Here is a 26,101-nt window from a genome sequence, read left to right as displayed (position 1 = left end):
GTCCATAGCCTTATCATACTCAATTTCCGGTTGTTTTGGTTCAGCTGGTTGATCAGGTTTAGAAGGTTCTTCAGGCTGTTCAGGTTGCTCTGGACTAGGTTCCTCTTGGCCTCTTTGATAGTTCTCGTCCTTGGATAGGATATCTTGTAGGGCACTGACTGTCAACATGACTTCTTGAACATCCACTGCATCAGCACTGAGTTGGTTTCTCAATTTTTCTAGATTTGCTTGGAAAGCTTGGCGTGCAGTAGCCGTATTTTTCAAGCCTGCTGGATCAAAGTTGGACAGATCGTCTTTCCATTTTGAGATAGACTGGATGATATCTGCCTTGCTGTAGAGTTCGCTACCTTCGCCACGAGTGATGAATTGGTCTACCTGGATACCGATATTTCGAGACAAATCGTTTCGATCAGGATCTAGTTGAAGGGTGACTGCGTGCAAGTTTTCGTCCAGACCTTTTAAGCTAACCAGAGTTTGATTGCCTTGGCGTTGGGCTGCATGACCGCTAAAGTATTTCTTACCATCAATAGTCGAAGCATTTCCCATGCCCTCTTGGTAAGGAACTTCTTTGCCGTCGAGGAATACCTTGTAGATACCATGATTTGGATCAACATAGCCCTTAATATCAAGTCCAGTACCGTAGAAGTAAGCTGTTACGGTTGTCTTTTTCTTTTGTTCATCAGTTAAGCGACCAAAGGAAGCCCAAGACTCCGTCTTTTGGTATTTATCTGCGGAATTGGTTTCATGGTTCCAGCCAGGACTGTAATCCAACTGACTAGCTTGGTCATCATAACTTGTTTGGTCCTTGATCAGCAATTCAGCTTTCATCACTTGGATGGTTGCATCTGTAGCGAAACCGAGCAGGGCACCATCAGTGACAGAAGTGAGCTTGGCTTTGAAGTCAAAGACAGAGTCGGCTTGTTCTGTAAAGTCAATCGTTGGGATGGTAACAGTCTTTTCTGTTTCTCCATCTTCAAAAGTCACATCTTGAGTTGTATCTTGGTAAACTTTACCGTGAACCCCAGTTCCAGGTTCTGTAATAAAGCGAACAGTAGCAGCCCCCTTGCTTCCACCAACACGTTTAATCTTAACAGTGACTGGTTTTCCTTTTTCGACTTCGTAGTTAGTAGACTCGAGTTCAAACATTCCCTTGCTATCATTGTTTAGGGTGTAGATCCCTTCTGTAGCAATTGGTTCGCCTGTTTTGTTCACGAGGGTAATAGTGTGTTGGCCAGGTGCTAAATCGCCTGTCTCAAAGACTTTTTGGCTACGTTTACGGCTAGCGTTCTTAGTTTGCACATCGGCAACCTTTTGACCATCAACGTAGACGGACATTTCTCCATGACCTGGGTCGACTGTAGAGACGACATAGGCCTTGGTTCCTGTGAAGGTATAGCTTACTTTGGCATCTTTTTGATTGGTCCACATAGAAGTGCCACGAACACCTTCAGATTCATTGTACCAAGTTGTTCCGGCTGTATCCGCCGTTGTGTTTGAGTGGTATTCCAGTCCAAGAGGGTAGCCATCTGTCTTTTCAATGCTGCTTGGTGTCTTGTAGACTGAGAAGTTGGTTAAGATTGGGGTTGCTTGAGCACCGGTGATGGTTACACGGATTTTTTGTGCTTCAACAGGCTTGCCTTGAACCAAGCGACGGTAACCAACGGTCGAACCTTCGCCGTAAGTCACCCAACGTCCATTGATCTCAACTTCAATCTTGAAACCAGAGATACGTTGCCCTTTGGCGATGTCTTCCTTGAGTTCAACGACGTCAAAGCGTCTCTTTTGGCCCAAATCAACTGTAAAGCTACCAGTTGTGGCATCATTTGAGAGCGCCCAGCTAGTATCATCTTTACCGTCAGTCAGGTGACTTTCTTTGTAGAGGTGGTTCTGACGAGTAGAACTTGCTGTTACAGTTGCGCCTTTGGCAAAGTCAGTCGCATACATTTGATCTAGGGTTGCTTTGAATTCCTTCAAGCGAGCCACATCTGCATCTGCAAATTTTCCTTCTTTATTTGGTGGAATATTGAGAAGGAGTGGGGTTCCACGACCAACAGACTTGAAGTAGATATCCATCAACTCTTTGAGTGATTTCGGCTGTTGGTTGTCATGATAGAACCAGCCCGAACGGATCGAAACGTCAGCTTCCCCTACAGAGTACATATCACCATCTGGGTCACCATGGTTGAGGTATTCGTTTTTCACATCGTCTGTGATGTTGGCCCGTTTAACTTTATGCCAGACAGGGTCACCTGCGATACCCCGTTCATTTCCGATCCAGCGAACGCTTGTCGGTTGAGCAGAGAAGATGGCGATATCTCCTTCGGCTTCTTTGATGTATTTGAACCATTCATCGAAGGTATAGGTTACTTTTTGGGCACCGCTACCACGTGCACCGTCCATCCAAACCTCGATAAATTTCCCTTTGTTACCGTATTTCGGATTACCAAGGATTTCTTTCAGCTGGTTGAGATAGTATTGGTTGTATTCTTTTTCGGTTGCAACATGGTATTTTGGATGATTAGCATCCCATGGTGACAAGTAAACACCCATATTCATGTCATACTTGCTAGCGGACTTGGAAACTTCTTCGAGAAGGTCACCCTTACCATCTTTCCATGGGCTAGCAGCTACGGTATGGTTGGTGTATTTAGATGGGTAAGCAACGAATCCGTCGTGGTGTTTAACAACCATAATAGTTCGTTTGAAGCCCGTTTCCTTCAGAGTACGAATCCACTGGTCAGTATCCAAGTTGGTTGGATTGAAGTACCGGGGGTCTTCTTTCCCATTTCCCCATTCAGAATTGGTATAAGTGTTCATTCCATAGTGGATGAAGGCTGCCAATTCTTCCTTGTGGTAATCGAGTTGAGCCTTGCTTGGAAGAGGTCCATGATTGCCAATCTCGGTTTCTTTATCTTCTGGATGAGCGACTGGTGGAGTCGGTGTCGTTGGATTGGCTGTATCAGCGACTGGCTCGTATTCAAAGACGACCTCATTCACACCTTTATGCTGGATCCTTGCTTCCAGGCTGGTTTTGACTGGACGGTAGCCAGCAATGTCTTTTGCATGGAAGGTGTTGACAAAGGAAACGTCATACTCTTGACCTTCATTGTTATCAACTGTCGCTTCCGCTAGTTCAGTAGTGGTTCCTTTTTGACGGTAGTAAACTTTGAAGGAGCCTTTGTTGACTTTATAGACCACCTTGATGACACGTGTACCGGCAGGCGCTTTGCTGACAACATTGTAATCTTCAGTCCAAGTATCTTTTAGCTGTTTATTAACTGCTACGCCATCAATGGATACAATTTCGTATTTGTCTTTATTCTTCTGATAGAAGTCCGTCTTCTCAATTTCTTTTTTGAAATTATAGTCAAATGGCGAATCAACAGCTGTCTGTTCGATAAAGGTGTCATTATCTTTGACAGGATTTCCTTCTTCGTCTTCGTGTTGAATAACCACACGACCGTATTCAACTCCCTTGGTCAAGGTAGCAATCCCATCTTGGTTGAAGGAATATTCGTTGCTTCCGATAACAGCTGTTTCGTTCCGAAGCATACGTCCTTCATCGGTAAAGTAGTAACGATTTCCGTTATCACCTTGGTACCAGCCTTTCACACCATACTTGGCAATCATGTCCTTCACCCATTTCAGTTGTTCAGGTGAAAGGACGAGTCCGCCACCAAAGCGATCCTTTTCAGCCACACCATTGTCAACGGTTCCGTGTTGGTGAACCCCCAGAACTTTTCCTTGGCTATCGACAATCCCGCCACCAGACAAACCAGATACAGAAGTGGTTTTGTAGGTAATACCGGTTGTTCCCTTATCATCATAGGACTCAACAGATCGGATGGTCCCATCTGCCTTGTAAAGCTGACCAGCTAGGATAGGTTGTTTCAGTTCTTTGGAGCTCGAGTCAGTTGGGTAGCCAATCGTACTGATGGCTTCTCCCGGCTGATGTGTCTTGTGCTCCGCTAAAGGCGCAAAGGTTGCTGCTTTGTTTGGACTAGCAATCGGAAGAGGAATAGGAGCTTCTACAAGAGCAAGGTCATTCTTATAGCCTTTTCCAAACTCTTTCTTGTTCCAGAAATGTATGTCTTTTTCTCTGAATAAAACCGTAGTCCCAGAAGATGGCAGTGAGTTTTTCTTTTCGCTGTTTGAACCAACGTTATAGTAAAACTGGGCAGATTTTCCACCACGAATGTGACCTTCGCTAGTTTCTTTATTGGCTTCTAGGAAGTTATGAGCAACGGTAAGGATCAGGTTAGGTGCTACAAAGATACCTGAGCCTGAAACGAGGTAGCGTTGTTCCCCTGCGTTGTAAGTGCTGTAAACCATAGTAGCAGCAGTAGCAGGTTGTCCCTCGTAGTTGATGTGTTTGAGGTCTTGTCCACCGTTAATGATGGCACGATTTCCGTTCTCAGCTTCTTTTGGAGCTTCTTCCTTGTCCTTTAGAATGCTCTTAGTTTCTACTTTTGGACTAGCTTTTTGGTCAACGATAGTAGTCGTATCGAGTTCTTTGACAGGTGTGTCGGGATAGGCACGGTCCTGAATGTCTTCAGGGAGCAAGTCAGCACTGTTGGTATCGGCAACAGGTGTTTCTTGTTTTTCAGCTTCTACACGGCCTTCTTCTTTGACTGGTTCAACCTTGGTCTTTTCTATATCTGCGACTTGTTTCATTTGCTGATCTAAATTGGATGTTGTGGCAGGAGACGTTTCGTCTGCACGCACGGTTCCAGAAGCAAAAAATGCCAGTCCGACGATAACAGACGCCACACCTACAGTCAACTTCCGAATGCTAAATGTTTGCCCTTTTTCAAAAAGGTATCGATTCATAATATACTCCTAGTTTTTAGAAAGGCAGTCAGCTACTGCCCAAGCCCAAGTCTGACTTGGTTACAACTTGATTTAATGAAAAAACTCTCTGATAATTTGTAAGCCACCTTACCTCCTGTTTATAAAGCGCTTTCATTTTAAGATAAAAAAATTTAAAAGGTCATTTCTCCCTTAAAATGACTGAAAACTTTTAATATAACAAATATACTAAATTAATGAAAGAATTGCAATAGCAAAAAGCAAAAAAATAAATATAAATTAAAGAAAATCAGTTACTTTTTAAAGAAAAAACGCACCCTTCAGGGATCAAACTAAATGAAAGGATACGTTTTAAAAAGAAATTAGAGTATTTTTTGGAGAGACTCTTGGATGGTTTGGGGGTCTGTTTTGGAAGAGAAGCGCTCAAGGACTTGCCCATCTCGGCCAATGAGAAACTTAGCAAAATTCCATTCGATTCGTTTTCCTAGCGGGCCAGACTTCTGGTCTTTTAGCCAAACATAAAGAGGATCTGCCTCCTTGCCGTTGACTTTGATCTTGGCAAAGCGAGGGAAAGTGGTCTGGTAGTGTAGACTGCAGAAGCTATTGATTTCCTCTGCGCTGCCGGGTGCTTGTCCCATGAACTGATTGCAAGGGAAATCTAGGATTTCAAAGCCCTGATCTTGATAGCGTTCATAGAGTTCTTGAAGTCCCTGGTACTGGGGCGTTAAACCACATCCTGTAGCAGTGTTGACAATCAAGAGAACCTTGCCACGATAGCTCTCCAGGGGAGTTGCTTGGTTGTTTTGGTTCAGAGCGGAAAAATCATATACACTGGTCATGAGGGCCTCTTTTCTTTTTCTACATTGTAACAGTTTTTACCCTTTTCGTCGAGTTGGATGGGAGATATTGTTGAAGAATAAGCCCTCAATATGATAGAAACCGTTTACAAATAACTTTAAAAATGATATGATTTAATTAAACCGGTTTACTCAGTTGCTATAAATCTCTAATTTGAGATTTAGTTCCTATTGATTTTACAATATGTTTATTGGAGTGTACACATGCAAACAAAAACAAAGAAGCTCATTGTGAGTTTGTCTTCACTTGTTTTATCGGGATTTTTATTAAACCATTATATGACAGTTGGAGCGGAAGAAACGACTACGAATACCATTCAGCAAAGCCAGAAGGAAGTTCAGTATCAGCAAAGGGATACCAAAAATTTAGTTGAAAATGGTGATTTTAGTCAGACGGAGAACGGAAGCAGTCCTTGGACAGGAAGCAAAGCTAAGGGGTGGTCAGCTTGGGTAGACCAGAAGAATAGTTCTTCAGGTGCCTCAACTCGAGTCATTGAAGCCAAGGATGGGGCTGTCACTATCTCAAGTTCTGAGAAACTAAGGGCAGTAGTTCACCGTATAGTCCCTATTGAAGCTAAGAAAAAGTATAAACTGCGTTTCAAGATTAAAACAGATAATAAAGTGGGGATTGCTAAGGTTCGCATCATTGAGGAAAGTGGTAAGGACAAGCAATTGTGGAATTCTGCAACAATGTCGGGAACAAAGGACTGGCAGACTATTGAAGCAGACTATAGCCCGACTTTAGATGTTGATAAAATCAAGCTGGAGTTATTCTATGAAACGGGAACAGGGACTGTTTCCTTTAAGGATATTGAGCTGGTAGAGGTAGCAGACCAGCCTTCTGAGGATTCTCAAACAGATAAACAGCTTGAGGAAAAGATTGATTTACCAATTGGGAAAAAACATGTCTTTGCTCTTGCGGACTATACTTATAAGGTAGAAAATCCTGACGTTGCTTCAGTCAAAAATGGAATTTTAGAACCTCTTAAGGAAGGGACAACCAATGTCATTATCAGTAAAGATGGCAAGGAAGTGAAAAAGATTCCTTTGAAGATTCTAGCCTCTGTTAAGGATGCATACACAGACCGTTTGGATGACTGGAATGGCATCATCGCTGGGAATCAATACTATGATTCTAAAAATGAACAGATGGCCAAGTTAAACCAGGAGCTGGAAGGAAAGGTAGCTGATAGCCTATCCAGTATTTCAAGTCAGGCGGACCGCACCTATTTGTGGGAAAAATTTTCAAATTATAAAACGTCTGCGAATCTGACTGCCACTTATCGGAAATTAGAGGAGATGGCCAAGCAAGTGACCAATCCTTCTTCTCGTTATTATCAAGATGAAACCGTCATTCGAACAGTTAGGGATTCCATGGAATGGATGAATAAACATGTCTACAATAGTGAAAAGAGCATTGTTGGGAACTGGTGGGATTATGAAATCGGTACACCTCGTGCCATCAACAATACCTTGTCTCTGATGAAAGAATACTTCTCAGATGAGGAAATAAAAAAATATACAGATGTGATTGAAAAATTTGTGCCAGATCCCGAACATTTCCGAAAGACGACTGATAACCCATTTAAGGCCCTAGGTGGAAACTTAGTGGATATGGGAAGGGTAAAAGTAATAGCTGGTTTACTGCGCAAGGATGACCAAGAAATTTCTTCTACCATTCGTTCGATTGAGCAAGTGTTTAAGTTGGTAGACCAAGGCGAAGGTTTTTATCAGGATGGATCTTATATCGACCACACCAATGTTGCCTATACGGGTGCTTATGGAAATGTCTTGATTGATGGCCTGTCTCAACTGTTGCCAGTTATTCAAAAGACCAAGAGCCCAATCGATAAAGATAAAATGCAAACCATGTACCACTGGATTGATAAATCGTTTGCTCCTTTGCTAGTGAATGGAGAGCTGATGGATATGAGTCGTGGCCGCTCTATCAGTCGTGCAAATAGCGAGGGGCATGTGGCCGCAGTAGAAGTACTAAGAGGGATTCACCGGATAGCGGATATGTCTGAAGGAGAAACCAAACAACGGTTGCAGAGTCTTGTGAAGACCATTGTTCAATCAGATAGTTATTATGATGTCTTTAAGAATTTGAAGACTTATAAGGATATCAGTTTGATGCAATCCTTGTTAAGCGATGCTGGAGTCGCAAGTACTCCAAGAACAAGTTACCTATCTGCCTTTAACAAGATGGATAAAACAGCTATGTACAATGCAGAGAAAGGGTTTGGATTTGGCTTATCACTCTTTTCCAGTCGTACCTTGAATTACGAACACATGAACAAGGAAAACAAACGTGGTTGGTATACAAGTGATGGGATGTTCTATCTCTATAATGGTGATTTGAGTCACTATAGCGATGGCTACTGGCCAACAGTTAATCCCTATAAGATGCCTGGTACGACAGAGACGGATGCTAAGAGATTGGATAGTGATACAGGTAAAGTTCTACCGTCTGCTTTCGTTGGAACGAGCAAACTAGATGAGGCCAATGCGACAGCAACCATGGATTTCACTAACTGGAATCAAACATTGACTGCTCATAAGAGCTGGTTTATGCTGAAGGATAAGATTGCCTTTTTAGGAAGCAATATCCAGAACACTTCAACAGATACTGCTGCAACTACAATTGACCAGAGAAAACTGGAATCAAGTGATCCATATAAAGTCTATGTCAATGATAAAGAAGCCTCCCTCCCAGAACAAGAAAAGGATTATCCTGAAACCCAAAGTGTCTTTTTAGAATCGTCCAATTCGAAAAAGAATATTGGTTACTTTTTCTTTAAGAAGAGTTCAATCAGTATGAGTAAGGCTGTCCAAAAGGGATCTTGGAAGGATATCAATGAAGGACAGTCAGACAAGGAAGTCGAAAATGAATTTCTTACGATTAGTCAGGCTCATAAGCAAAATGGAGATTCTTATGGCTATATGCTCATCCCTAACGTGGATCGTGCCACCTTCAATCAAATGGTAAAAGAGTTAGAAAGTAGCCTCATCGATAACAATGAGACCCTTCAGTCTGTTTATGATGCCAAACAAGGAGTTTGGGGCATTGTGAAATATGATGATTCTGTCTCTACTATTTCCAACCAATTCCAAGTCTTGAAACGTGGAGTCTATACTATTCGAAAAGAAGGGGATGACTATAAGGTTGCCTACTACAATCCTGAAACCCAGGAATCAGCGCCAGATCAGGAAGTCTTTAAAAAGTTAGAAAAAGCAGCTCAGCCACAAACTCAGGATTCAAAAGAAAAGGAAAAATCTGAAGAAGAAAAGAACCATTCGGATCAAAAGAATCTCCCTCATACAGGAGAAGGTCAGTCAATCTTGGCAAGTCTAGGGCTATTGCTACTTGGGGCGGTTTATCTGTTCCGCAGAGGAAAGAACAACTGATTTGTTCATCATCTAGATGAATCACATGAAACTGTGGAAAATAGAAAAAATCCGAAGAAGGTCAAACATCTTCGGATTTTTCTTTTAAAAAAGGATAAGTTAACACTTATCCTTTTTCACTTCATTTTATCTGAGTGTAACATACTGTTTGGCAATCTCGCTGATGCGGTCAAAGTCGCCTTGGGAAGCGAGTTTATTGAGTTCGCCACCAATTCCAACGGCGTCTGCACCAGCAGCGAACCATTGAGGAATGTTATTTAGGCCGACTCCTCCGGTTACCATTACGGAAACTTGTGGGATTGGCGCCTTGACTGCAGAGATATATGATGGACTGAGAGCACTACCTGGGAAGAGTTTGATGATTTCACTACCGGCTTCAAGTGCAGTCGTTATCTCTGTGAGGGTAATACAGCCTGGAATGTACGGTGTGCTGTAAAGATTGCACATTTTTGCAGTTTCAGCATGGAAAGATGGAGAAACAACGTAATTTGCTCCGGCTAGAATGGCATCTCTAGCAGTTACGGCATCAAGCACAGTACCTGCACCGATACAAACACTCTGATCGTCCTGATACAAGTCTACAAGTTCCTTGATGATTTGCCCTGCATACTGATTGGTATAGGCAATTTCAATAGCTTTGATACCGCCCTTGATACAAGCAATCGAAGCTTGTAGTCCTTCTTCCTTTGTATTTCCTCGAATGACAGCGACAATTTTTTGTTTTTTTAGTTCAATAATCGTATCTGATTTGGTCATGTAATTCTCCTAACGAATGATATCTTGTGCATTTTCCAGTAATTTTTCAATACTAGCTGCGGGAGTGGAGAGATGGTCTCCTGGAAGAGTACATTTGAGAGTGGCACTGGCAACTGCAAAGTCAATGCTAGTTTTTAGGGAGGAATGATGGAGTAGTTGGTAAAGGGCACCAGAGATAAAGGCATCCCCGCTACCAACTCGTTGATAGACTGCAGTTTTTAGTTGGACAGACTCTTCAAATCGTTCTCCCAGAGCATAGGCTTGATAGACATTTTTGTCTTGCTCATCACTAGAGCGGAGGGTATGGAAAATGGCCTTGAAACCATAGGTTTTTTTTAAAAGTTGCATGCGATTTTCCACCTCTTTTAGGCTAGCTCTGTCTCTTGGGAACATCTCTAGATTTTGGTCATCAATCATGAGAGGATCAATACCAAAGCAATAATCAGCGAAACGAGCAAACTTAGAAAATTCATACTTGGCTTCTAGGACTGAAATCATCTTTGTTCTCAGATTGAGATCCATTGAAACGATAATCCCTCGGCGCTTGGCTTCTTCCAAGAGTAGGAGAAGGAGCGTACGAACCTCTTGACCGATAGCTACGGTGATTCCACTAAAATGAAAATGGCTAATCCCCTGAAAGAGAGAATCCATATCTAGCATGTTTGGCCGAATCTGACTGATGCTCGTATGCTTACGATCGTAGAAAACTTCACTTTGACGACAACCAAAGCCGTTCTCCAAATAGTAGAGGCCGATTCGATCGCCAAGCCGATAGATTGAACTGGTATCGATTTGGTGCTGTTTCAAGAATGTAATAAAACGATCTCCAATCTCGTTGGCAGGGAGTGCGGTAAAGACTTTCGTTGAGATACCCAGGGCTTGCAAATTACAAGCGATATTAATTTCTGATCCGCCAAAATAAGTCGAACTGGCAACATGATCGCCGATACTGGTGGCATCTAATGGTGAGATTCGAATTAATGGTTCGCCAAACAGTAAGATTTTCGTCATCCATTAGTTCCTTTCTGGTTTAGAATAGCTTTACTTGGCTAATACTTCTTTCAAATAAGCAGCGACTTCATCATCTTGGCAGTTTTCAAAGAAGTATTCTTGGAAGTATTTGCCAGAGATGGTGTCTTTGAGGAAGTCTTGGTCGATTGTTTTAAGGATGGTTATCAAATCATTGTGGGTGATTTGTTTCACCTCGTTTAAGATACGAGCGTTGCGTTGTTCAGGGATTACACGTTCTCTTGGGTAGCCACCGCCCATTTCTTCAGCAAATAAGCGTTCAAACATCAATTTGAGGGTCAGTTCTGCCCCCCAGCCAAATCCTTTGGCATAAGGGATAGACAAGGCGTTACCACCATTGATTTGAGAATAAAGGTAAGCGTCAGTTGGGTCCACTGCTAGACCACAGACAACACCAGGGAAGCTGTTCAAAGCAAGCATAGCCCCTACACCTGTACCACAGCCGGTAACAACAAAGTCGACTGCTTTTGTATTTAAAAGGATAGCAGCCATTAGTCCGTTTTGTACGTATGTTAATGGATTTTCACCTTCTTCTCCACGCATACCATAGTTAAATAATTGGTAGCCTTTTTTATCTGTTGCTTCTTTCAGACTATCGTAAATAATGTGATTCTTGCTAGCTTGACTATTTTCATTGATTAATGCGATTTTCATAAGATCTTCTTTCTATTGTTACTCAGGTTGTTTTCCGATGTAGGCTAAGATACCGCCATCTACATATAGGATGTGGCCATTGACAAAATTGCTGGCATCACTAGCGAGAAAGACAGCAGGGCCCATCAAATCTTCAGGATTCCCCCAACGTGCAGCAGGTGTTTTTGCAATGATGAACTGGTCAAATGGGTGGCGAGAACCATCTTCTTGTAACTCACGAAGAGGTGCTGTTTGAGGAGTGGCAATATAACCCGGTCCAATTCCGTTACATTGGATATTGGCTCCACCGTATTCAGACGCAATGTTGCGGGTCAACATTTTCAAGCCCCCTTTAGCGGCAGCATAAGCGCTAACTGTTTCACGTCCCAGTTCGCTCATCATCGAACAAATATTGATAATCTTTCCATGCCCTTTCTTTATCATAGAAGGAATAACTGCCTTTGAAACGATAAATGGTGCGTTTAAGTCAATATCGATGACCTTACGGAAATCAGCGGCGCTCATTTCGCACATTGGAACTCGGCGGATAATACCAGCATTATTAACGAGGATGTCAATGACACCAACCTCTTGTTCGATTTGCTTGACCATGGCTTGGATACCGTTCTCGTCTGTCACGTCACAGACATACCCATAGGCTTCTATGCCAACTTCACGATAAGCTTCAATCCCTTTATTGACCAGGTCTTGATTGATATCGTTAAAGACGATAGTAGCACCCGCTTCTGCATAGGACTTGGCAATCGCAAATCCAATTCCATAAGAAGCGCCTGTAATGAGAGCAATTTTTCCTTTTAAAGAAAACTGCTCAATTGAGAATGATGTATTTGTCATTTGATACTTCCTTTCAAATTTGTTAAGACTTCTCTATAACCAAATTATATTCTAGTAAACCGGTTTTGTCAATAATTAAATGTTTATATTTCTTAAAATCTTTGTTTTCCTAAAAAACGGAAGATTTTGAAATTTCTGTCTATTATAATGGTTAAATAAACAATGAAAGCGCTAATATTTTTTTAAAAAAACTATTGACAAGATAAAAATAAAGGTTTACAATGGGAAATGTAAAGTAAACCGGTAAACTCAAACAAGGAAGGAGAAAAGATGAAAATTGTACTTGTAGGGCATGGACATTTTGCCACAGGGATTTATAGTTCTTTACAATTGATTGCAGGCGATCAAGAAAATGTGGAGGCGATTGACTTTGTGGAAGGAATGTCAGCAGATGAACTCAAGCAAAAAATCTTACTTGCAATTTCAAATGAAGAAAAAGTTTTAATCCTAAGTGATCTCTTGGGAGGGACACCATTTAAGGTTTCTTCTACTATAATGGTAGAAAATCCAACCAAAACAATGAATGTTCTCTCAGGTTTGAACTTGGCCATGTTAATGGAAGCAGTCTTTGCTAGAATGGCCCATGGATTTGATGAAGTTGCTGATAAAGCAGTGGCAGCGGCCCAAAGTGGAGTCGTAAATGGTAAAGAATTGTTTTCAACTGATGTAGAGGCAGAGGAAGAAGATTTCGAATCAGGTATTTAAAGGATTAAAGAATGATAAAAAAGATTACGATTGAAGAAATAAAATCGCCTGAGCGCTTCTTAGAAGTACCACTTCTGACGAAAGAAGAAGTCGGTCAGGCAATTGAAAAGGTTATTAGGCAGTTAGAACTCAACCTTGACTATTTCAAGGAAGATTTCCCCACACCAGCTACCTTTGATAATGTCTATCCAATTATGGATAACACAGAATGGACCAATGGTTTCTGGACGGGAGAACTGTGGTTGGCTTATGAATACAGTCAACAGGATGCATTTAAAAACATGGCACATAAAAATGTTCTTTCTTTTCTGGAGCGTGTCAATAAGAGAGTAGAGTTGGATCACCATGATCTCGGTTTCTTGTACACACCGTCTTGTATGGCTGAATATAAGATAAATGGAGATGGAGATGGAGAGGCTAGAGAAGCAGCCTTGAAAGCTGCAAATAAGTTGATTGAACGCTATCAAGAAAAAGGTGGCTTCATTCAGGCTTGGGGAGACTTGGGCAAAAAAGAACATTACCGTTTGATTATCGACTGCTTGCTCAATATTCAACTCTTGTTCTTTGCTTATCAAGAAACAGGCAATCAAAAATACTACGATATTGCAGAAAGTCATTTCTATGCTTCAGCTAATAATGTAATCCGTGATGACGCTTCGTCCTTCCACACCTTCTATTTTGATCCTGAGACAGGTCAACCCCTTAAAGGTGTAACGAGACAAGGGTATAGTGATGATTCATGCTGGGCACGTGGTCAATCATGGGGAGTCTATGGTATTCCTTTGACTTATCGTTATCTGAAAGACGAGTCCTGCTTTGACTTGTTTAAGGGTGTAACCAATTATTTCTTGAATCGTCTGCCAAAAGATCATGTTTCTTATTGGGATTTGATTTTTAATGATGGTAGTGATCAATCACGAGATTCTTCAGCAACAGCTATCGCCGTCTGTGGGATTCATGAAATGTTAAAACATCTCCCAGAGGTGGATGCTGACAAAGATATTTATAAACATGCTATGCATGCCATGCTTCGTTCCTTGATCGAACATTATGCAAATGATCAATTTACCCCTGGTGGGACAAGTCTCCTCCACGGTGTGTACTCATGGCATTCAGGTAAAGGAGTGGATGAAGGCAATATCTGGGGTGACTACTATTACCTAGAAGCGCTTATCCGTTTCTACAAAGACTGGAACCTATATTGGTAGGAGGAGAAATATGACAACGCCAAATATTATTATGACCCGTATCGATGAACGGTTGATTCACGGGCAAGGACAACTTTGGGTAAAATACTTAGGTTGTAATACGGTCATTGTCGCCAATGACGAAGTGAGCACGGACAAGATGCAACAAACTCTGATGAAAACAGTTGTGCCAGACTCAGTTGCTATGCGTTTCTTCCCTTTACAAAAGGTGATTGATATCATTCACAAGGCTAACCCTGCTCAAACAATTTTTATCGTTGTGAAGGATGTAAAAGATGCTTTAACCTTGGTAGAAGGTGGTGTCCCTATCAAAGAAATCAATATCGGGAACATTCACAATGCCCCTGGTAAAGAGCAGGTGACACGCTCTATCTTCCTAGGTGAAGAGGACAAGGTAGCTCTTAAGGAATTGAGTCAAACGCATCAAGTAACATTTAATACGAAAACAACTCCAACAGGAAACGATGGAGCTGTTGAAGTCAATATTCTGGACTATATTTAAAAGAGGAGATCGTTATGTCGATTAATGTATTTCAAGCGATTTTAATTGGATTATGGACAGCTTTCTGTTTTAGTGGAATGCTGTTAGGAATTTACACCAATAGATGTATTGTTCTGTCATTTGGTGTCGGAATTATTCTAGGTGATTTGCCTACTGCTCTTGCAATGGGAGCTATTGGTGAATTGGCTTATATGGGATTCGGTGTTGGTGCTGGAGGTACTGTTCCACCAAACCCAATCGGACCTGGTATCTTTGGTACCTTGATGGCTATCACTAGTGCTGGTAAAGTCAGTCCAGAAGCGGCTCTTGCCCTCTCTACTCCGATTGCTGTGGCGATTCAATTCTTACAAACTTTCGCTTACACTGTACGTGCTGGAGCACCTGAAACGGCGATGAAGCACTTGAAAAACCATAATTTGAAGAAATTCAAGTTTACTCTAAATGCAACAATTTGGTTGTTTGCCTTTATTGGATTTACCTTGGGTTGCTTGGGTGCCCTTTCAATGGATACCTTGTTGAAACTCGTAGACTACATTCCACCGGTATTGCTTACAGGTTTGACAGTTGCTGGTAAAATGCTCCCAGCTATCGGTTTTGCAATGATCTTGTCAGTGATGGCTAAGAAAGAGTTGATTCCGTTTGTCTTATTGGGATATGTTTGTGCAGCTTATCTAAACATCCCAACAATTGGTATTGCAATTGTAGGTACTATCTTTGCTTTGATTGAATTTTATAACAAGCCAAAAACAGCGAATCATGTGGTAGAGGAGGAAGCACACGATGACTGGATCTAACAAATTAACAAAACGTGATTATCTTAAAACGTCTTTGCGGGCATTCTTTTTACAAAATGGATTTAACTATAGTAACTATCAAGGGTTGGGATATGCCAATGTAATGTATCCTGCTTTGAAAAAACACTATGGAGCGGATCAGGAAGGTTTCTACCAAGCCTTGGAAGAAAACTGTGAATTCTATAATACCAACCCACACTTCCTGCCTTTTATTACCAGCTTGCACCTTGTAATGTTGGAAAATGGTCGCCCAGCAAAAGAAACACGTAGCATCAAGATGGCCTTGATGGGACCATTGGCAGGTATTGGGGATTCTCTCTCTCAATTTTGTTTAGCTCCATTGTTCTCAACCATCGCAGCTTCGTTTGCTCAAGAAGGCTTGGTTGTCGGTCCAATCTTGTTCTTCCTTGCGATGAATACGATTTTGACAGCTATTAAATTGTCAACTGGTCTGTATGGATACAAACTAGGAACAACTGTGATTGATAAACTAAGCGAACAGATGGCAACGATTTCTCGTATTGCCAATATTATCGGTGTAACCGTAATTGCTGGTTTGGCAGCGACATCTGTTAAGATTATGGTGCCGATTACCTTTGCTGCAGGGGAAGTAAAAGCAGACGCTAAACAAAGTATCGTAAGCATTCAGGGAATGCTTGATAAGGTTGCTCCGGCTCTTCTACCAGCCCTATTTACACTTTTAGTTTACTACTTGATCAAAGAAAAGAAATGGACAACATATAAACTCGTTATTTTAACAGTTATCATCGGAATTATCGGAAGCTGGCTTAAGATTCTAGCTTAATGGATACGACATTGTTTTATGGAATAGTGATTGTCTTGGCAGTGAGCCCCCTTTTACTGTCAAGCTTTCATTCTATTCGTCAGCAAAAGTTGCTTCGCAAACAGATGGAGCAACGACAAGAGTATTTAGCTTCTTTAACATCTGATGATGAAGTGTTGTTGTTGTCTGGAATTCATGGAAAAATCATTTCTATCAAAGATGACTTGATCTCTTTGCAGATTGCAAAAGGAGTCGTCATCTATGTAGAAAAGGAAAGTGTAATGGGAAAGACAAAAGAACTGCTTTTTAAGTAGTTCTTTTTCTGGTAAAAGATAATGAAAGAAGAAAGAAGACAATTTTTTGAAAGAGTTGACGGGGACCAATGTCGTGACTATATCTTGTCCCACTGTTCAAAAGACTATGAGAAGGTCAAGCGTTCCCTTGAACGCTTGATGGACAATCGTTTTATGTTTGATAGTCCTTGGGATATGGAACCTTGTTCAAAAATCTATCAAATCCAGCCGATGGTGTGGAATCAAGTATTTGAAGATGATCCAGAATGGGTTTATATGCTCAATCGACAAGAATATCTCTTGCAGTTTATGATAGGGTATCTGGTAGAGGGAGATAAGGGCTATATTCAAAAGTGCAAGTTCTTTCTATTTGATTGGATTGAGCAGGTGAGAGAGTTTTCTCCTCAATCTTTGATGACTAGAACCTTGGATACAGGCATTCGTTCCTTTACTTGGTTAAAACTACTCTTGCTCTTCTCGAAATTTGACTTGCTAGAAGAGGAAGAGCTAGAGAAAATTTTGGTCAGTCTAGAAAAGCAGATTGACTTTATGAAAAGCCACTATCGCGCCAAGTACACCCTTAGTAACTGGGGAATTTTACAAACAATTCCTATGCTTGCTATCTATCATTTCTTTTCAGATAAGATGGATTTAGAAGAAGTTTACCTTTTTGCTTCAGAGGAGTTGAAACAGCAAATTGAGAAGCAGATTTTAGAGGATGGAAGCCAGTTTGAACAGTCGATTCTATATCATGTAGAGGTTTATAAAGCCTTGCTAGACTTGTGTCTCTTGCTTCCAGACTTGCAAGATAGCTTTCAAGAGTTGCTGGAAAAGATGGCGACTTACATTCAGATGATGACAGGCCTGGATGGACGGACTCTGGCTTTTGGTGATAGCGATTCTACAGAAACGACAGAGATTTTGAGCCTGTCTGCTGTGGTTTTGAACAAGGAAGATCTTCTTAACGGTCTGGATGTTAAAGTTGATTTGCTTAGCCTCTTGTTCCTAGGGCGAGAAAAGGTCAAGCGACTGCAGGAATTTGAAAAGAGAGCTTGGCAGCCTAAGTCCATGATCTTTGAAGACTCTGGACATGTCTGCATTAAGGATGAACATCGTTATCTATTTTTCAAAAACGGCCCGATGGGAAGTGCCCATAGCCATAGTGACGAGAATAGTTTTTGCTTACAGTATCAAGGTCAACCGATTTTCATAGATGCTGGGCGTTATTCTTATCGGGAGATAGATGAACGTTATCTCTTAAAGAGTGCTTGGAGTCATTCGACCTGTATGGTAGATGGGAAAGCTCCAGAAAGGATTACGGGATCCTGGGAATATGAATACTATCCTCACTCCCTGTTTTGTCACCACAAAGAAAGAGAGGGAGTGCATTATATTGAGGGGGCTTATTTGTCAGTAGATCCTGATTTGCCTTATCTTTACAGGAGAAAAATCCTCATGTTGGCAGAGGATGTCTGGCTCTTGGTAGATGATATCAGGTGTCAAGGTCAGCATGAGGCGTTGACCCAGTTTATTCTTGACAAGGATGTGACCTATCAAGATGGGAAAATCAATCAGTTGAGACTATGGAGTGAAGTTGATTTTGATTTAGAAGCTACCATTATTTCTCCTAAATACAATGAACTTGAAAAAAGCAGCAAACTCACCAAGCGCCAATTCTTTGAGAATCAGATGCTGGATTATACCATCATTGCGCATGAGAGTTTTGAAATCATCCTTCATTCTGTCTACCAGACAGATGGTCGTGAAGTGGAAAATGCTCTGGCTTTTGAAGTGAAAAATGACGAAACAGACAAGCTGATTTTGTTATTAAGCGAGGACATTTGTGTAGGTGAAAAATTATGCCTCGTTGACGGAACAAAAATGCGTGGGAAATGTCTAGTATATGATAAAATAAATGAGAGAATGATTCGCTTGCAGTGCTAGAAATAGGCATTTTGAATGGTGAATATGTTATACTAAGTATTAGTAGGAGGTGTTTTAGATTGGAGAAGAAACTGACCATAAAAGACATTGCAGAAATGGCTCAGACCTCGAAAACAACCGTGTCATTTTACCTAAACGGGAAATATGAAAAAATGTCCCGAGAGACACGTGAAAAGATTGAAAAAGTTATTCATGAAACAAATTACAAACCGAGCATTGTTGCGCGTAGCTTAAACTCCAAACGAACAAAATTAATTGGTGTTTTGATCGGTGATATTACCAACAGTTTCTCAAACCAAATTGTTAAGGGAATTGAGGATATCGCCAGCCAGAATGGCTACCAGGTAATGATAGGAAATAGTAATTACAGCCAAGAGAGTGAGGACCGGTATATTGAAAGCATGCTTCTCTTGGGAGTAGACGGCTTTATTATTCAGCCGACCTCTAATTTCCGAAAATATTCTCGTATCATCGATGAGAAAAAGAAGAAAATGGTCTTTTTTGATAGTCAGCTCTATGAACACCGGACTAGCTGGGTCAAAACCAATAACTATGATGCCGTTTATGACATGACCCAGTCCTGTATCGAAAAAGGTTATGAGCATTTTCTTTTGATTACAGCGGATACGAGTCGCTTGAGTACTCGGATTGAGCGGGCAAGTGGTTTTGTGGATGCTTTGACAGATGCTAATATGCGCCACGCCAGTCTAACCATTGAAGATAAGCATACGAATTTGGAACAAATTAAGGAATTTTTACAAAAAGAAATCAATCCCGATGAAAAAACTCTGGTATTTGTTCCTAACTGTTGGGCCCTACCTCTAGTCTTTACCGTTATCAAAGAGTTGAACTATAACTTGCCACAAGTTGGGTTGATTGGTTTTGACAATACGGAGTGGACTTGCTTTTCTTCTCCAAGTGTTTCGACGCTGGTTCAGCCCGCCTTTGAAGAAGGACAACAGGCTACAAAGATTTTGATTGACCAGATTGAAGGCCGCAATCAAGAAGAAAGGCAACAAGTCTTGGATTGTAGTGTGAGTTGGAAAGAGTCTACTTTCTAAGATGAAAGGGAAATGACTTGTGACCTCTGTTAAGAAATAAAAGAATCCCACCTAGAACGAACTAGGTGGGATTCTTTGCCTATAAATTAAAAAATTAGCGAATCTTGGTCTATTTTTTAACGTGTTCCGATAAAAAGGCATAGGTCATGGTTCCAAAGATGGCACCAATTCCCAAACCCAAGACTAGTAAAGGGAGCATTTTATCGAACTGGGAGAGATTGTCCCAAAAGGTATCGAGGGGAAGATGCTGAACAAAGAGTTTGTGAAAGGCTGATAAGACAAACAAGCCAATTGGAATGCTGATGAATACACCCCAACTACGAAGGTTGATTTGACTTTTGCTGTATCTTTTGTGATGGATTTCGGACGGGTCATCCTTGTCGAAATGTAAGTTGCGAACTGCTAGTCTCGCCCTAGATGAGAGGACGAAGATAAGTCCAAAATAGAGGTAGGGCATGGCATCTCGAACCAACTCTATGAAGCGTCCAAATAGGAGATAGAACAAGAAGAGTAGGAGGGAGGAGTAAACGATTTGGATCAAGGCACGGGCACAAGCCTTGTAAATCATCTCTTGACGGCATTCATCAAAAGGCCCTTGTATGTGAAAGAATAGTTTGAGTAAGCGAGTGGTGAAATCTTCTTTTTTCATGGGAGTAACCTTCTAAATGAGCGATTTTTGATTGACTTCTTTAAAGAGTTGATAGAGAGTATAGAAGTAAACCAAACTAAAAATGATACAGATTATTAGAAATACCAGGTATCTCCAATCCATAGGATTTGTTAAAAGTTGTGGAAAGGATATGAGGATAAAACAGAGAGATGCGTTTAGAAGACGTATTTTTTTTGATTGGATTTTCTGGAATCTCTGTCCCTTGTTCAATACAGGAAGGAATAAAAGAAAGATAATCAAGAAAGGATGCTCAATATGTCCAGAAAGTAGGAAAAAGGTAACAAAGATACTGATAAAAACATGGCTGATCAGTAGTCTGGCTAGTGATTTCATAAGGTACCTCCTAGTCGTCTTCATGGTCTTTCTTGGCTTTTCGAATGCGAAGAGAGACGATAATTTGTATGGTCACTCCGAAGAAGAAGGTAGCTAGGATAGTTGATACAAAATGCCCTGTATTTAAAAGAGAACCAAGATAATCCTTGCTATCATCGGTTAGGACATTCAGAAGCGGTATTCCAAAGAACATGCCCATGCCATAGATCAGACCGGCTTTTAGACCAGGAAAATATAGCTGTTTGCTTTCTTTCTGACTCAACATTTCGGGATCAATAGCTGTGATGCCCGTTTTCTTGGTTTGAGAGACCACATAGAGGGCAGCCATCATCGAAATGCCAAACACCACGAGAGGATAGCCGATAGCGACAATTTGTGGGTATTTATAAGCAAGGACAAAGGGGATGAGGTTGCCAAATATCATGAGATAAAAGAGAACGATAAAGACCTGATTCCCGATACGATCGGCCTCGCGCCGTTTGTGTTCGTCAAGGGGGCCAGAAATGCCGTATGTACGTTTGATAAGTTTTTCAGTGAGAGTTTCTTTTTTCATTTGTTTGCTCCTTTTTTAAAAATCGTCTTCCCAAAAGAGGCTGTTGAGGTCAGTTTGGAGGCTGCGGGCGAGGTTGAGACAGAGTTCCAAGGTTGGATTGTACTTGTCGTTTTCAATCATGTTGATGGTCTGTCTCGAGACACCGATATCTTTGGCGAGCTCGAGCTGGGAAATGCCCAGTTCCTTGCGGAATTCTTTCACACGATTCATAGGGTCTCCTTTCTGATATGTCGTATATATTTGACTATATTATATTCTTTTGGGGATGAGATGTCAAGTATATATGACATATTTTTGAGATTTTTTTTCGAAGAAACTTAGCCTTGTCTGACAAGTGCAAGCTGGTCAGATTTGTGGTAAAATAGATAAGATATGACAAAAGAATTTCATCATGTAACGGTCTTGCTTCATGAAACGATTGATATGCTTGACGTAAAACCTGACGGTATCTACGTTGATGCGACTTTGGGCGGAGCAGGCCATAGCGAATATTTATTAAGTAAATTGAGCGAAAAAGGGCATCTCTATGCTTTTGACCAGGACCAGAATGCCATTGACAATGCGCAAAAACGGTTGGCACCCTATATCGAAAAGGGGATGGTGACTTTTATCAAGGATAACTTCCGTCATTTGCAGGCACGTTTGCAGGAGGCTGGTGTCCAGGAAATTGATGGAATTTGTTATGACTTGGGAGTGTCCAGTCCTCAGCTAGATCAGCGTGAACGTGGCTTTTCTTATAAAAAGGATGCGCCACTGGATATGCGGATGAATCAGGAAGCTCGTCTGACGGCCTATGAGGTGGTCAATCATTATGACTATCATGACCTGGTTCGGATCTTTTTCAAGTATGGTGAGGATAAATTTTCTAAACAGATTGCCCGTAAGATTGAGCAAGCGCGTGAGATGAAACCAATTGAGACAACGACGGAGTTGGCAGAGATTATCAAGTCGGCCAAGCCTGCTAAGGAACTCAAGAAAAAGGGGCACCCTGCCAAGCAGATTTTCCAGGCTATCCGAATTGAAGTCAATGATGAGCTGGGCGCTGCAGATGAATCCATCCAGCAGGCCATGGACATGCTGGCTCTAGATGGGAGAATCTCGGTCATTACCTTCCATTCGCTGGAAGACCGCTTGACCAAGCAACTATTTAAAGAAGCTTCAACAGTGGAAGTTCCCAAAGGCTTGCCCTTCATTCCAGATGACCTTAAGCCTAAGATGAAATTGGTATCCCGCAAGCCAATCTTGCCAAGTGCTGAAGAGCTAGAAGCCAACAATCGTTCGCATTCAGCCAAGTTGCGCGTGGCTAGAAAAATTCACAAGTAAGAGGAAAAGCATGGCAGAAAGAATCGAAAAAACAAGCCAGTTATTGCAAACGAAGTTTAAAGGTTTTTCACGTGTGGAAAAGGCCTTCTATGTTTCGATTGCTGCAACAATGATTATCCTGGCAATTAGCGTTGTGTTTATGCAGACAAAGCTATTACAAGTTCAGAATGAATTGACCAAGGTCAATGCTCAAATCGAAGAAAAGAAAACCGAGCTAGATGATGCCAAGCAAGAGGTCAATGAATTGATTCGTTCAGAACGTTTGAAAGAAATTGCAAACTCTAAGGATTTGCAGCTGAATAACGAAAATATCCGAGCAGCGGAGTAAGAAATGAAACAGTGGAAAGAAAAAATCATCCGTTACGCCGTTCGTAACCGTAAATCCCCAGAAGAAAATCGTCGAAGAGTAGGGAAAAGCCTGAGTTTATTGGCTGTCATACTCTTCGCTGTCTTTTTGGTCAACTTTGCGGTCATTATCGGAACGGGTAAAAAATTTGGTAAGGACTTGGTTCAAGAAGCCAACAAGGTCCATCAAACAACCAAGACGATTCCTGCAAAACGGGGAACCATCTATGATCGAAATGGAACACCTATTGCAGAGGATGCAACTTCGTATAATATCTATGCCGTTATTGACAAGTCCTACAAGTCAGCAACAGGCAAAATTCTCTATGTAGAGGATTCTCAATTTAATAAGGTAGCTGAGATTTTCCATAAATACCTAGATATGGAAGAGTCTTATGTCAAGGAACAGCTTTCTCAGCCAGATCTAAAACAGGTATCCTTTGGTACCAAGGGAAATGGGATCACCTATGCCAATATGATGGCTATTAAAAATGACCTTAAAACAGCTGGCGTTGAGGGAGTTGACTTTACAACTAGCCCTAACCGCAGTTATCCCAATGGACAGTTTGCCTCTTCCTTTATCGGTTTAGCGCAACTCCATGAAAATGAGGATGGCACCAAACGTTTGATTGGGACATCTGGATTGGAGAGTTCTTTAAATAACATTCTGGCGGGTACAGATGGGATCATCACCTATGAGAAGGATCGTCTGGGAAATATTGTTCCGGGTACAGATCAGGCTTCCCAACAAACGGTAGATGGAAAGGATGTCTACACAACCCTTTCTAGTCCCTTACAATCCTTTATGGAAACCCAGATGGATGCCTTCCAGGAAAAGGTAAAAGGCAAGTATATGACGGCTACCTTGGTCAGCGCTAAGACAGGGGAAATCCTGGCTACGACCCAACGGCCAACCTTTAACGCAGATACCAAGGATGGCATCACAAAAGACTTTGTCTGGCGTGATATCCTCTATCAAAGTAACTATGAGCCAGGATCGACCATGAAGGTGATGATGTTGGCCTCAGCTATTGATAATAATACCTTCCCTGGTGGCGAATACTTTAACAGTAGTGAATTGAAAATAGCTGATGCGACCATTCGAGATTGGGACGTCAATGAAGGGTTGACTAGTGGTGGCACCATGACCTTCTCTCAAGGATTTGCCCACTCAAGTAATATCGGGATGACCTTGCTTGAGCAAAAGATGGGGGATGCAACTTGGTTGGACTACCTTAACCGCTTTAAGTTTGGGGTGCCGACCCGTTTTGGTCTGGCAGATGAGTACACAGGTCAATTGCCTGCTGATAACATTGTCAATATCGCCATGAGTTCATTTGGACAAGGGATTTCTGTTACCCAGACCCAGATGCTTCGTGCCTTTACAGCTATCGCCAATGATGGGGTTATGTTGGAGCCAAAATTTATCAGCGCCCTCTATGACCCAAATGACCAGTCTGTCCGTAAGTCTCAAAAGGAAATCGTCGGAAATCCTGTATCAAAAGCGGCAGCATCCTCTACTCGGGATCACATGGTCATGGTCGGAACAGATCCTGTCTATGGTACCATGTACAACCATAGCACAGGAAAGCCTAATGTCAATGTTCCAGGTCAGAATGTTGCCCTCAAATCAGGAACTGCTCAGATTGCTGATGAGAAGAATGGGGGCTACCTAACAGGTGAAACCAACTATATCTTCTCCGTTGTGTCGATGCATCCTGCTGAGAATCCTGACTTTATTCTCTATGTAACGGTGCAACAGCCAGAGCATTATTCAGGTGTTCAGCTGGGAGAGTTTGCCAACCCAATCCTTGAGCGAGCTTCTGCCATGAAAGAATCCCTCAATCTTCAGTCAACTGCCAAGAGCTTGGATCAGGTCAGCAAGACAACAAGCTATGCCATGCCAGCTACCAAGGACTTTACGCCGGGTGACCTAGCAGAGGAATTGCGTCGTAACCTTGTCCAACCAATCGTTATCGGAACAGGAACCAAGATCAAGGAACTCTCGGTTTCTGAAGGAGATAATTTGGAAGCCAATCAGCAGATCTTGATCCTGTCTGATAAGGTCGAAGAAATGCCTGATATGTACGGCTGGACAGATGAAAATGTGCAAACATTTGCCAAATGGCTGAATATAGAAGTCGAGTGGGAAGGTAGTGGCAAAACGGTCAAGAAACAAAGTGTCCGTGCCAATACAGCCCTCAAAGACATTAAAAAAATGAAAATAACTTTAGGAGATTAAGATGATTAGTTCCATTAGTGCTGGAGTTCTAGCCTTTCTATTGACCTTGATAGGTATTCCAGCCTTTATCCGATTTTATCGAAAAGCACAGATTACAGGTCAGCAGATGCACGAGGATGTCAAGCAACACCAAGCTAAAGCTGGGACTCCAACCATGGGAGGTCTTGTCTTTCTTATCGTTGCAGTTGTTGTGAGCTTTCTGGTTGCTCTCCTTACCCAACAATTGACCAACAATGTAGGCATGATTTTGTTTATCTTGGTTTTGTATGGTTTGGTAGGTTTTTTGGATGATTTCCTCAAGGTCTTTCGTAAAATCAACGAAGGCTTAAATCCCAAGCAAAAGCTTGCTCTCCAGCTCCTTGGAGGAGTGATTTTCTACCTCTTTTATGAGCGTGGTGGCGACATGCTTTCAGTCTTTGGCTACCAAGTACATCTGGGCATTTTCTATATTTTCTTTGCCCTTTTCTGGCTAGTTGGCTTTTCAAATGCGGTGAATCTGACGGACGGGATTGACGGCTTAGCAAGTATTTCAGTGGTGATTAGCTTATCGGCCTACGGTGTGATTGCTTATATGCAAAATCAACTGGATATCCTTCTTGTGATTCTTGCCATGATCGGTGGTTTGCTAGGTTTCTTCGTCTTTAACCATAAGCCTGCCAAGGTTTTCATGGGAGATGTGGGAAGTTTGGCTCTAGGTGGGATGCTGGCAGCAATCTCTATGGCCCTCCACCAAGAATGGACCCTTTTGCTGATTGGGATTATCTATGTCTTTGAGACAAGCTCTGTTATGATGCAGGTTACCTACTTCAAACTTAGTGGTGGAAAGCGTATTTTCCGTATGACACCTGTGCATCACCATTTCGAGCTTGGAGGATTCTCAGGCAAGGGCAATCCTTGGAGCGAGTGGAAGGTTGACTTCTTCTTTTGGGGAGTTGGGCTTCTAGCAAGTCTCTTGACCCTAGCCTTTTTATACCTACTGTAAAACTAAGTTTTGATG

The 26,101-nt window shown here is 41.8% G+C and carries 23 protein-coding genes; 13 read left to right on the top strand and 10 right to left on the bottom strand.

Annotated features, from left to right (window positions below):
* Positions 1–4,830: alpha-L-fucosidase (locus O3652_RS07815; RefSeq protein WP_371590251.1), on the bottom strand; the 4,830-nt coding region annotated here is incomplete at its 3' end.
* A 341-nt stretch (positions 4,831–5,171) separates the two neighbouring features.
* Positions 5,172–5,648, bottom strand: a complete 477-nt coding sequence (locus tag O3652_RS07810) for a glutathione peroxidase (protein ID WP_000205052.1) — start codon at positions 5,646–5,648, stop codon at positions 5,172–5,174.
* 222 nt (positions 5,649–5,870) lie between these two features.
* Here O3652_RS07810 and O3652_RS07805 point away from each other — a divergent pair, with 222 nt between their 5' ends.
* Positions 5,871–9,074, top strand: a complete 3,204-nt coding sequence (locus O3652_RS07805; RefSeq protein WP_185755875.1) for an LPXTG-anchored hyaluronate lyase — start codon at positions 5,871–5,873, stop codon at positions 9,072–9,074.
* A gap of 126 nt (positions 9,075–9,200) precedes the next feature.
* On the opposite strand, the gene O3652_RS07800 is transcribed toward O3652_RS07805, so the two are convergent.
* Genes O3652_RS07800 through O3652_RS07785 form a run of 4 tightly spaced genes read right to left on the bottom strand, consistent with a single transcriptional unit; the run spans position 9,201 to position 12,347 of the window.
* Positions 9,201–9,830 (bottom strand): bifunctional 4-hydroxy-2-oxoglutarate aldolase/2-dehydro-3-deoxy-phosphogluconate aldolase, encoded by a 630-nt coding sequence (locus O3652_RS07800; RefSeq protein ID WP_084944047.1) that lies wholly within the window; start codon positions 9,828–9,830, stop codon positions 9,201–9,203.
* A 9-nt stretch (positions 9,831–9,839) separates the two neighbouring features.
* Complete coding sequence (locus tag O3652_RS07795) at positions 9,840–10,841, bottom strand: sugar kinase (protein ID WP_000161467.1); 1,002 nt, start codon at positions 10,839–10,841, stop codon at positions 9,840–9,842.
* Between the two features lie 30 nt (positions 10,842–10,871).
* Positions 10,872–11,513 carry an RpiB/LacA/LacB family sugar-phosphate isomerase gene (locus O3652_RS07790; protein WP_000684780.1) on the bottom strand — a complete coding sequence of 214 codons (642 nt, stop codon included), beginning with the start codon at positions 11,511–11,513 and terminating at the stop codon, positions 10,872–10,874.
* 18 nt (positions 11,514–11,531) lie between these two features.
* Positions 11,532–12,347: a gluconate 5-dehydrogenase gene (locus O3652_RS07785; protein WP_033585818.1), complete on the bottom strand. Its 816-nt coding sequence runs from the start codon at positions 12,345–12,347 to the stop codon at positions 11,532–11,534.
* A gap of 270 nt (positions 12,348–12,617) precedes the next feature.
* Here O3652_RS07785 and O3652_RS07780 point away from each other — a divergent pair, with 270 nt between their 5' ends.
* From O3652_RS07780 to O3652_RS07745, 8 genes are read left to right on the top strand one after another with little or no spacing between them, the layout of a single operon-like run.
* Positions 12,618–13,052, top strand: coding sequence for a PTS sugar transporter subunit IIA (locus tag O3652_RS07780; RefSeq protein WP_084944045.1), 435 nt, complete (start codon positions 12,618–12,620; stop codon positions 13,050–13,052).
* 11 nt (positions 13,053–13,063) lie between these two features.
* Positions 13,064–14,260 (top strand): glycoside hydrolase family 88 protein, encoded by a 1,197-nt coding sequence (locus tag O3652_RS07775; RefSeq protein WP_000592046.1) that lies wholly within the window; start codon positions 13,064–13,066, stop codon positions 14,258–14,260.
* A gap of 10 nt (positions 14,261–14,270) precedes the next feature.
* Entirely contained in the window at positions 14,271–14,762 is a 492-nt protein-coding gene (locus O3652_RS07770) for a PTS system mannose/fructose/N-acetylgalactosamine-transporter subunit IIB (protein WP_000211086.1), read from the top strand.
* A 14-nt stretch (positions 14,763–14,776) separates the two neighbouring features.
* A complete protein-coding gene (locus tag O3652_RS07765) occupies positions 14,777–15,556 on the top strand; it encodes a PTS mannose/fructose/sorbose/N-acetylgalactosamine transporter subunit IIC (protein WP_000026611.1) in 780 nt (259 codons plus the stop codon).
* Complete coding sequence (locus tag O3652_RS07760) at positions 15,543–16,361, top strand: PTS system mannose/fructose/sorbose family transporter subunit IID (RefSeq protein ID WP_000148024.1); 819 nt, start codon at positions 15,543–15,545, stop codon at positions 16,359–16,361. Before O3652_RS07765 ends, O3652_RS07760 begins: the two co-directional genes overlap by 14 nt.
* Positions 16,361–16,654, top strand: coding sequence for a preprotein translocase subunit YajC (gene yajC, locus O3652_RS07755; RefSeq protein WP_000381735.1), 294 nt, complete (start codon positions 16,361–16,363; stop codon positions 16,652–16,654). Before O3652_RS07760 ends, yajC begins: the two co-directional genes overlap by 1 nt.
* Positions 16,655–16,675: 21 nt before the next feature.
* Positions 16,676–18,577, top strand: a complete 1,902-nt coding sequence (locus O3652_RS07750; protein WP_000657072.1) for an alginate lyase family protein — start codon at positions 16,676–16,678, stop codon at positions 18,575–18,577.
* Between the two features lie 59 nt (positions 18,578–18,636).
* Positions 18,637–19,638 (top strand): LacI family DNA-binding transcriptional regulator, encoded by a 1,002-nt coding sequence (locus tag O3652_RS07745; protein WP_000412460.1) that lies wholly within the window; start codon positions 18,637–18,639, stop codon positions 19,636–19,638.
* Positions 19,639–19,747: 109 nt separating this feature from the next.
* On the opposite strand, the gene O3652_RS07740 is transcribed toward O3652_RS07745, so the two are convergent.
* From O3652_RS07740 to O3652_RS07725, 4 genes are read right to left on the bottom strand one after another with little or no spacing between them, the layout of a single operon-like run.
* Positions 19,748–20,287 (bottom strand): DUF3278 domain-containing protein, encoded by a 540-nt coding sequence (locus O3652_RS07740; protein WP_125384854.1) that lies wholly within the window; start codon positions 20,285–20,287, stop codon positions 19,748–19,750.
* A 12-nt stretch (positions 20,288–20,299) separates the two neighbouring features.
* Positions 20,300–20,641, bottom strand: coding sequence for a hypothetical protein (locus O3652_RS07735; RefSeq protein WP_185755874.1), 342 nt, complete (start codon positions 20,639–20,641; stop codon positions 20,300–20,302).
* A 10-nt stretch (positions 20,642–20,651) separates the two neighbouring features.
* Positions 20,652–21,194, bottom strand: coding sequence for a DUF3278 domain-containing protein (locus O3652_RS07730; protein ID WP_049489950.1), 543 nt, complete (start codon positions 21,192–21,194; stop codon positions 20,652–20,654).
* Positions 21,195–21,209: 15 nt separating this feature from the next.
* Positions 21,210–21,404 carry a helix-turn-helix transcriptional regulator gene (locus O3652_RS07725; RefSeq protein ID WP_001082470.1) on the bottom strand — a complete coding sequence of 65 codons (195 nt, stop codon included), beginning with the start codon at positions 21,402–21,404 and terminating at the stop codon, positions 21,210–21,212.
* A 162-nt stretch (positions 21,405–21,566) separates the two neighbouring features.
* Between O3652_RS07725 and rsmH the strand changes: the two genes are divergently transcribed.
* Genes rsmH through mraY form a run of 4 tightly spaced genes read left to right on the top strand, consistent with a single transcriptional unit; the run spans position 21,567 to position 26,086 of the window.
* Entirely contained in the window at positions 21,567–22,517 is a 951-nt protein-coding gene (rsmH, locus tag O3652_RS07720) for a 16S rRNA (cytosine(1402)-N(4))-methyltransferase RsmH (RefSeq protein WP_125384852.1), read from the top strand.
* Between the two features lie 10 nt (positions 22,518–22,527).
* Entirely contained in the window at positions 22,528–22,845 is a 318-nt protein-coding gene (gene ftsL / locus O3652_RS07715) for a cell division protein FtsL (protein ID WP_000840795.1), read from the top strand.
* A gap of 3 nt (positions 22,846–22,848) precedes the next feature.
* The gene (pbp2X, locus tag O3652_RS07710) at positions 22,849–25,104 is read left to right on the top strand and encodes a penicillin-binding protein PBP2X (protein ID WP_049489953.1); all 2,256 of its coding nucleotides are present in this window, start codon (positions 22,849–22,851) and stop codon (positions 25,102–25,104) included.
* 1 nt (position 25,105) lies between these two features.
* Entirely contained in the window at positions 25,106–26,086 is a 981-nt protein-coding gene (gene mraY / locus O3652_RS07705) for a phospho-N-acetylmuramoyl-pentapeptide-transferase (protein ID WP_049489954.1), read from the top strand.
* Positions 26,087–26,101: the final 15 nt, after the last annotated feature.

The sequence above is a fragment of the Streptococcus sp. 27098_8_23 genome (assembly GCF_041432195.1).
Classification (GTDB): Bacteria; Bacillota; Bacilli; order Lactobacillales; family Streptococcaceae; genus Streptococcus.
This window is presented reverse-complemented; position numbering and strand designations above follow the sequence as displayed.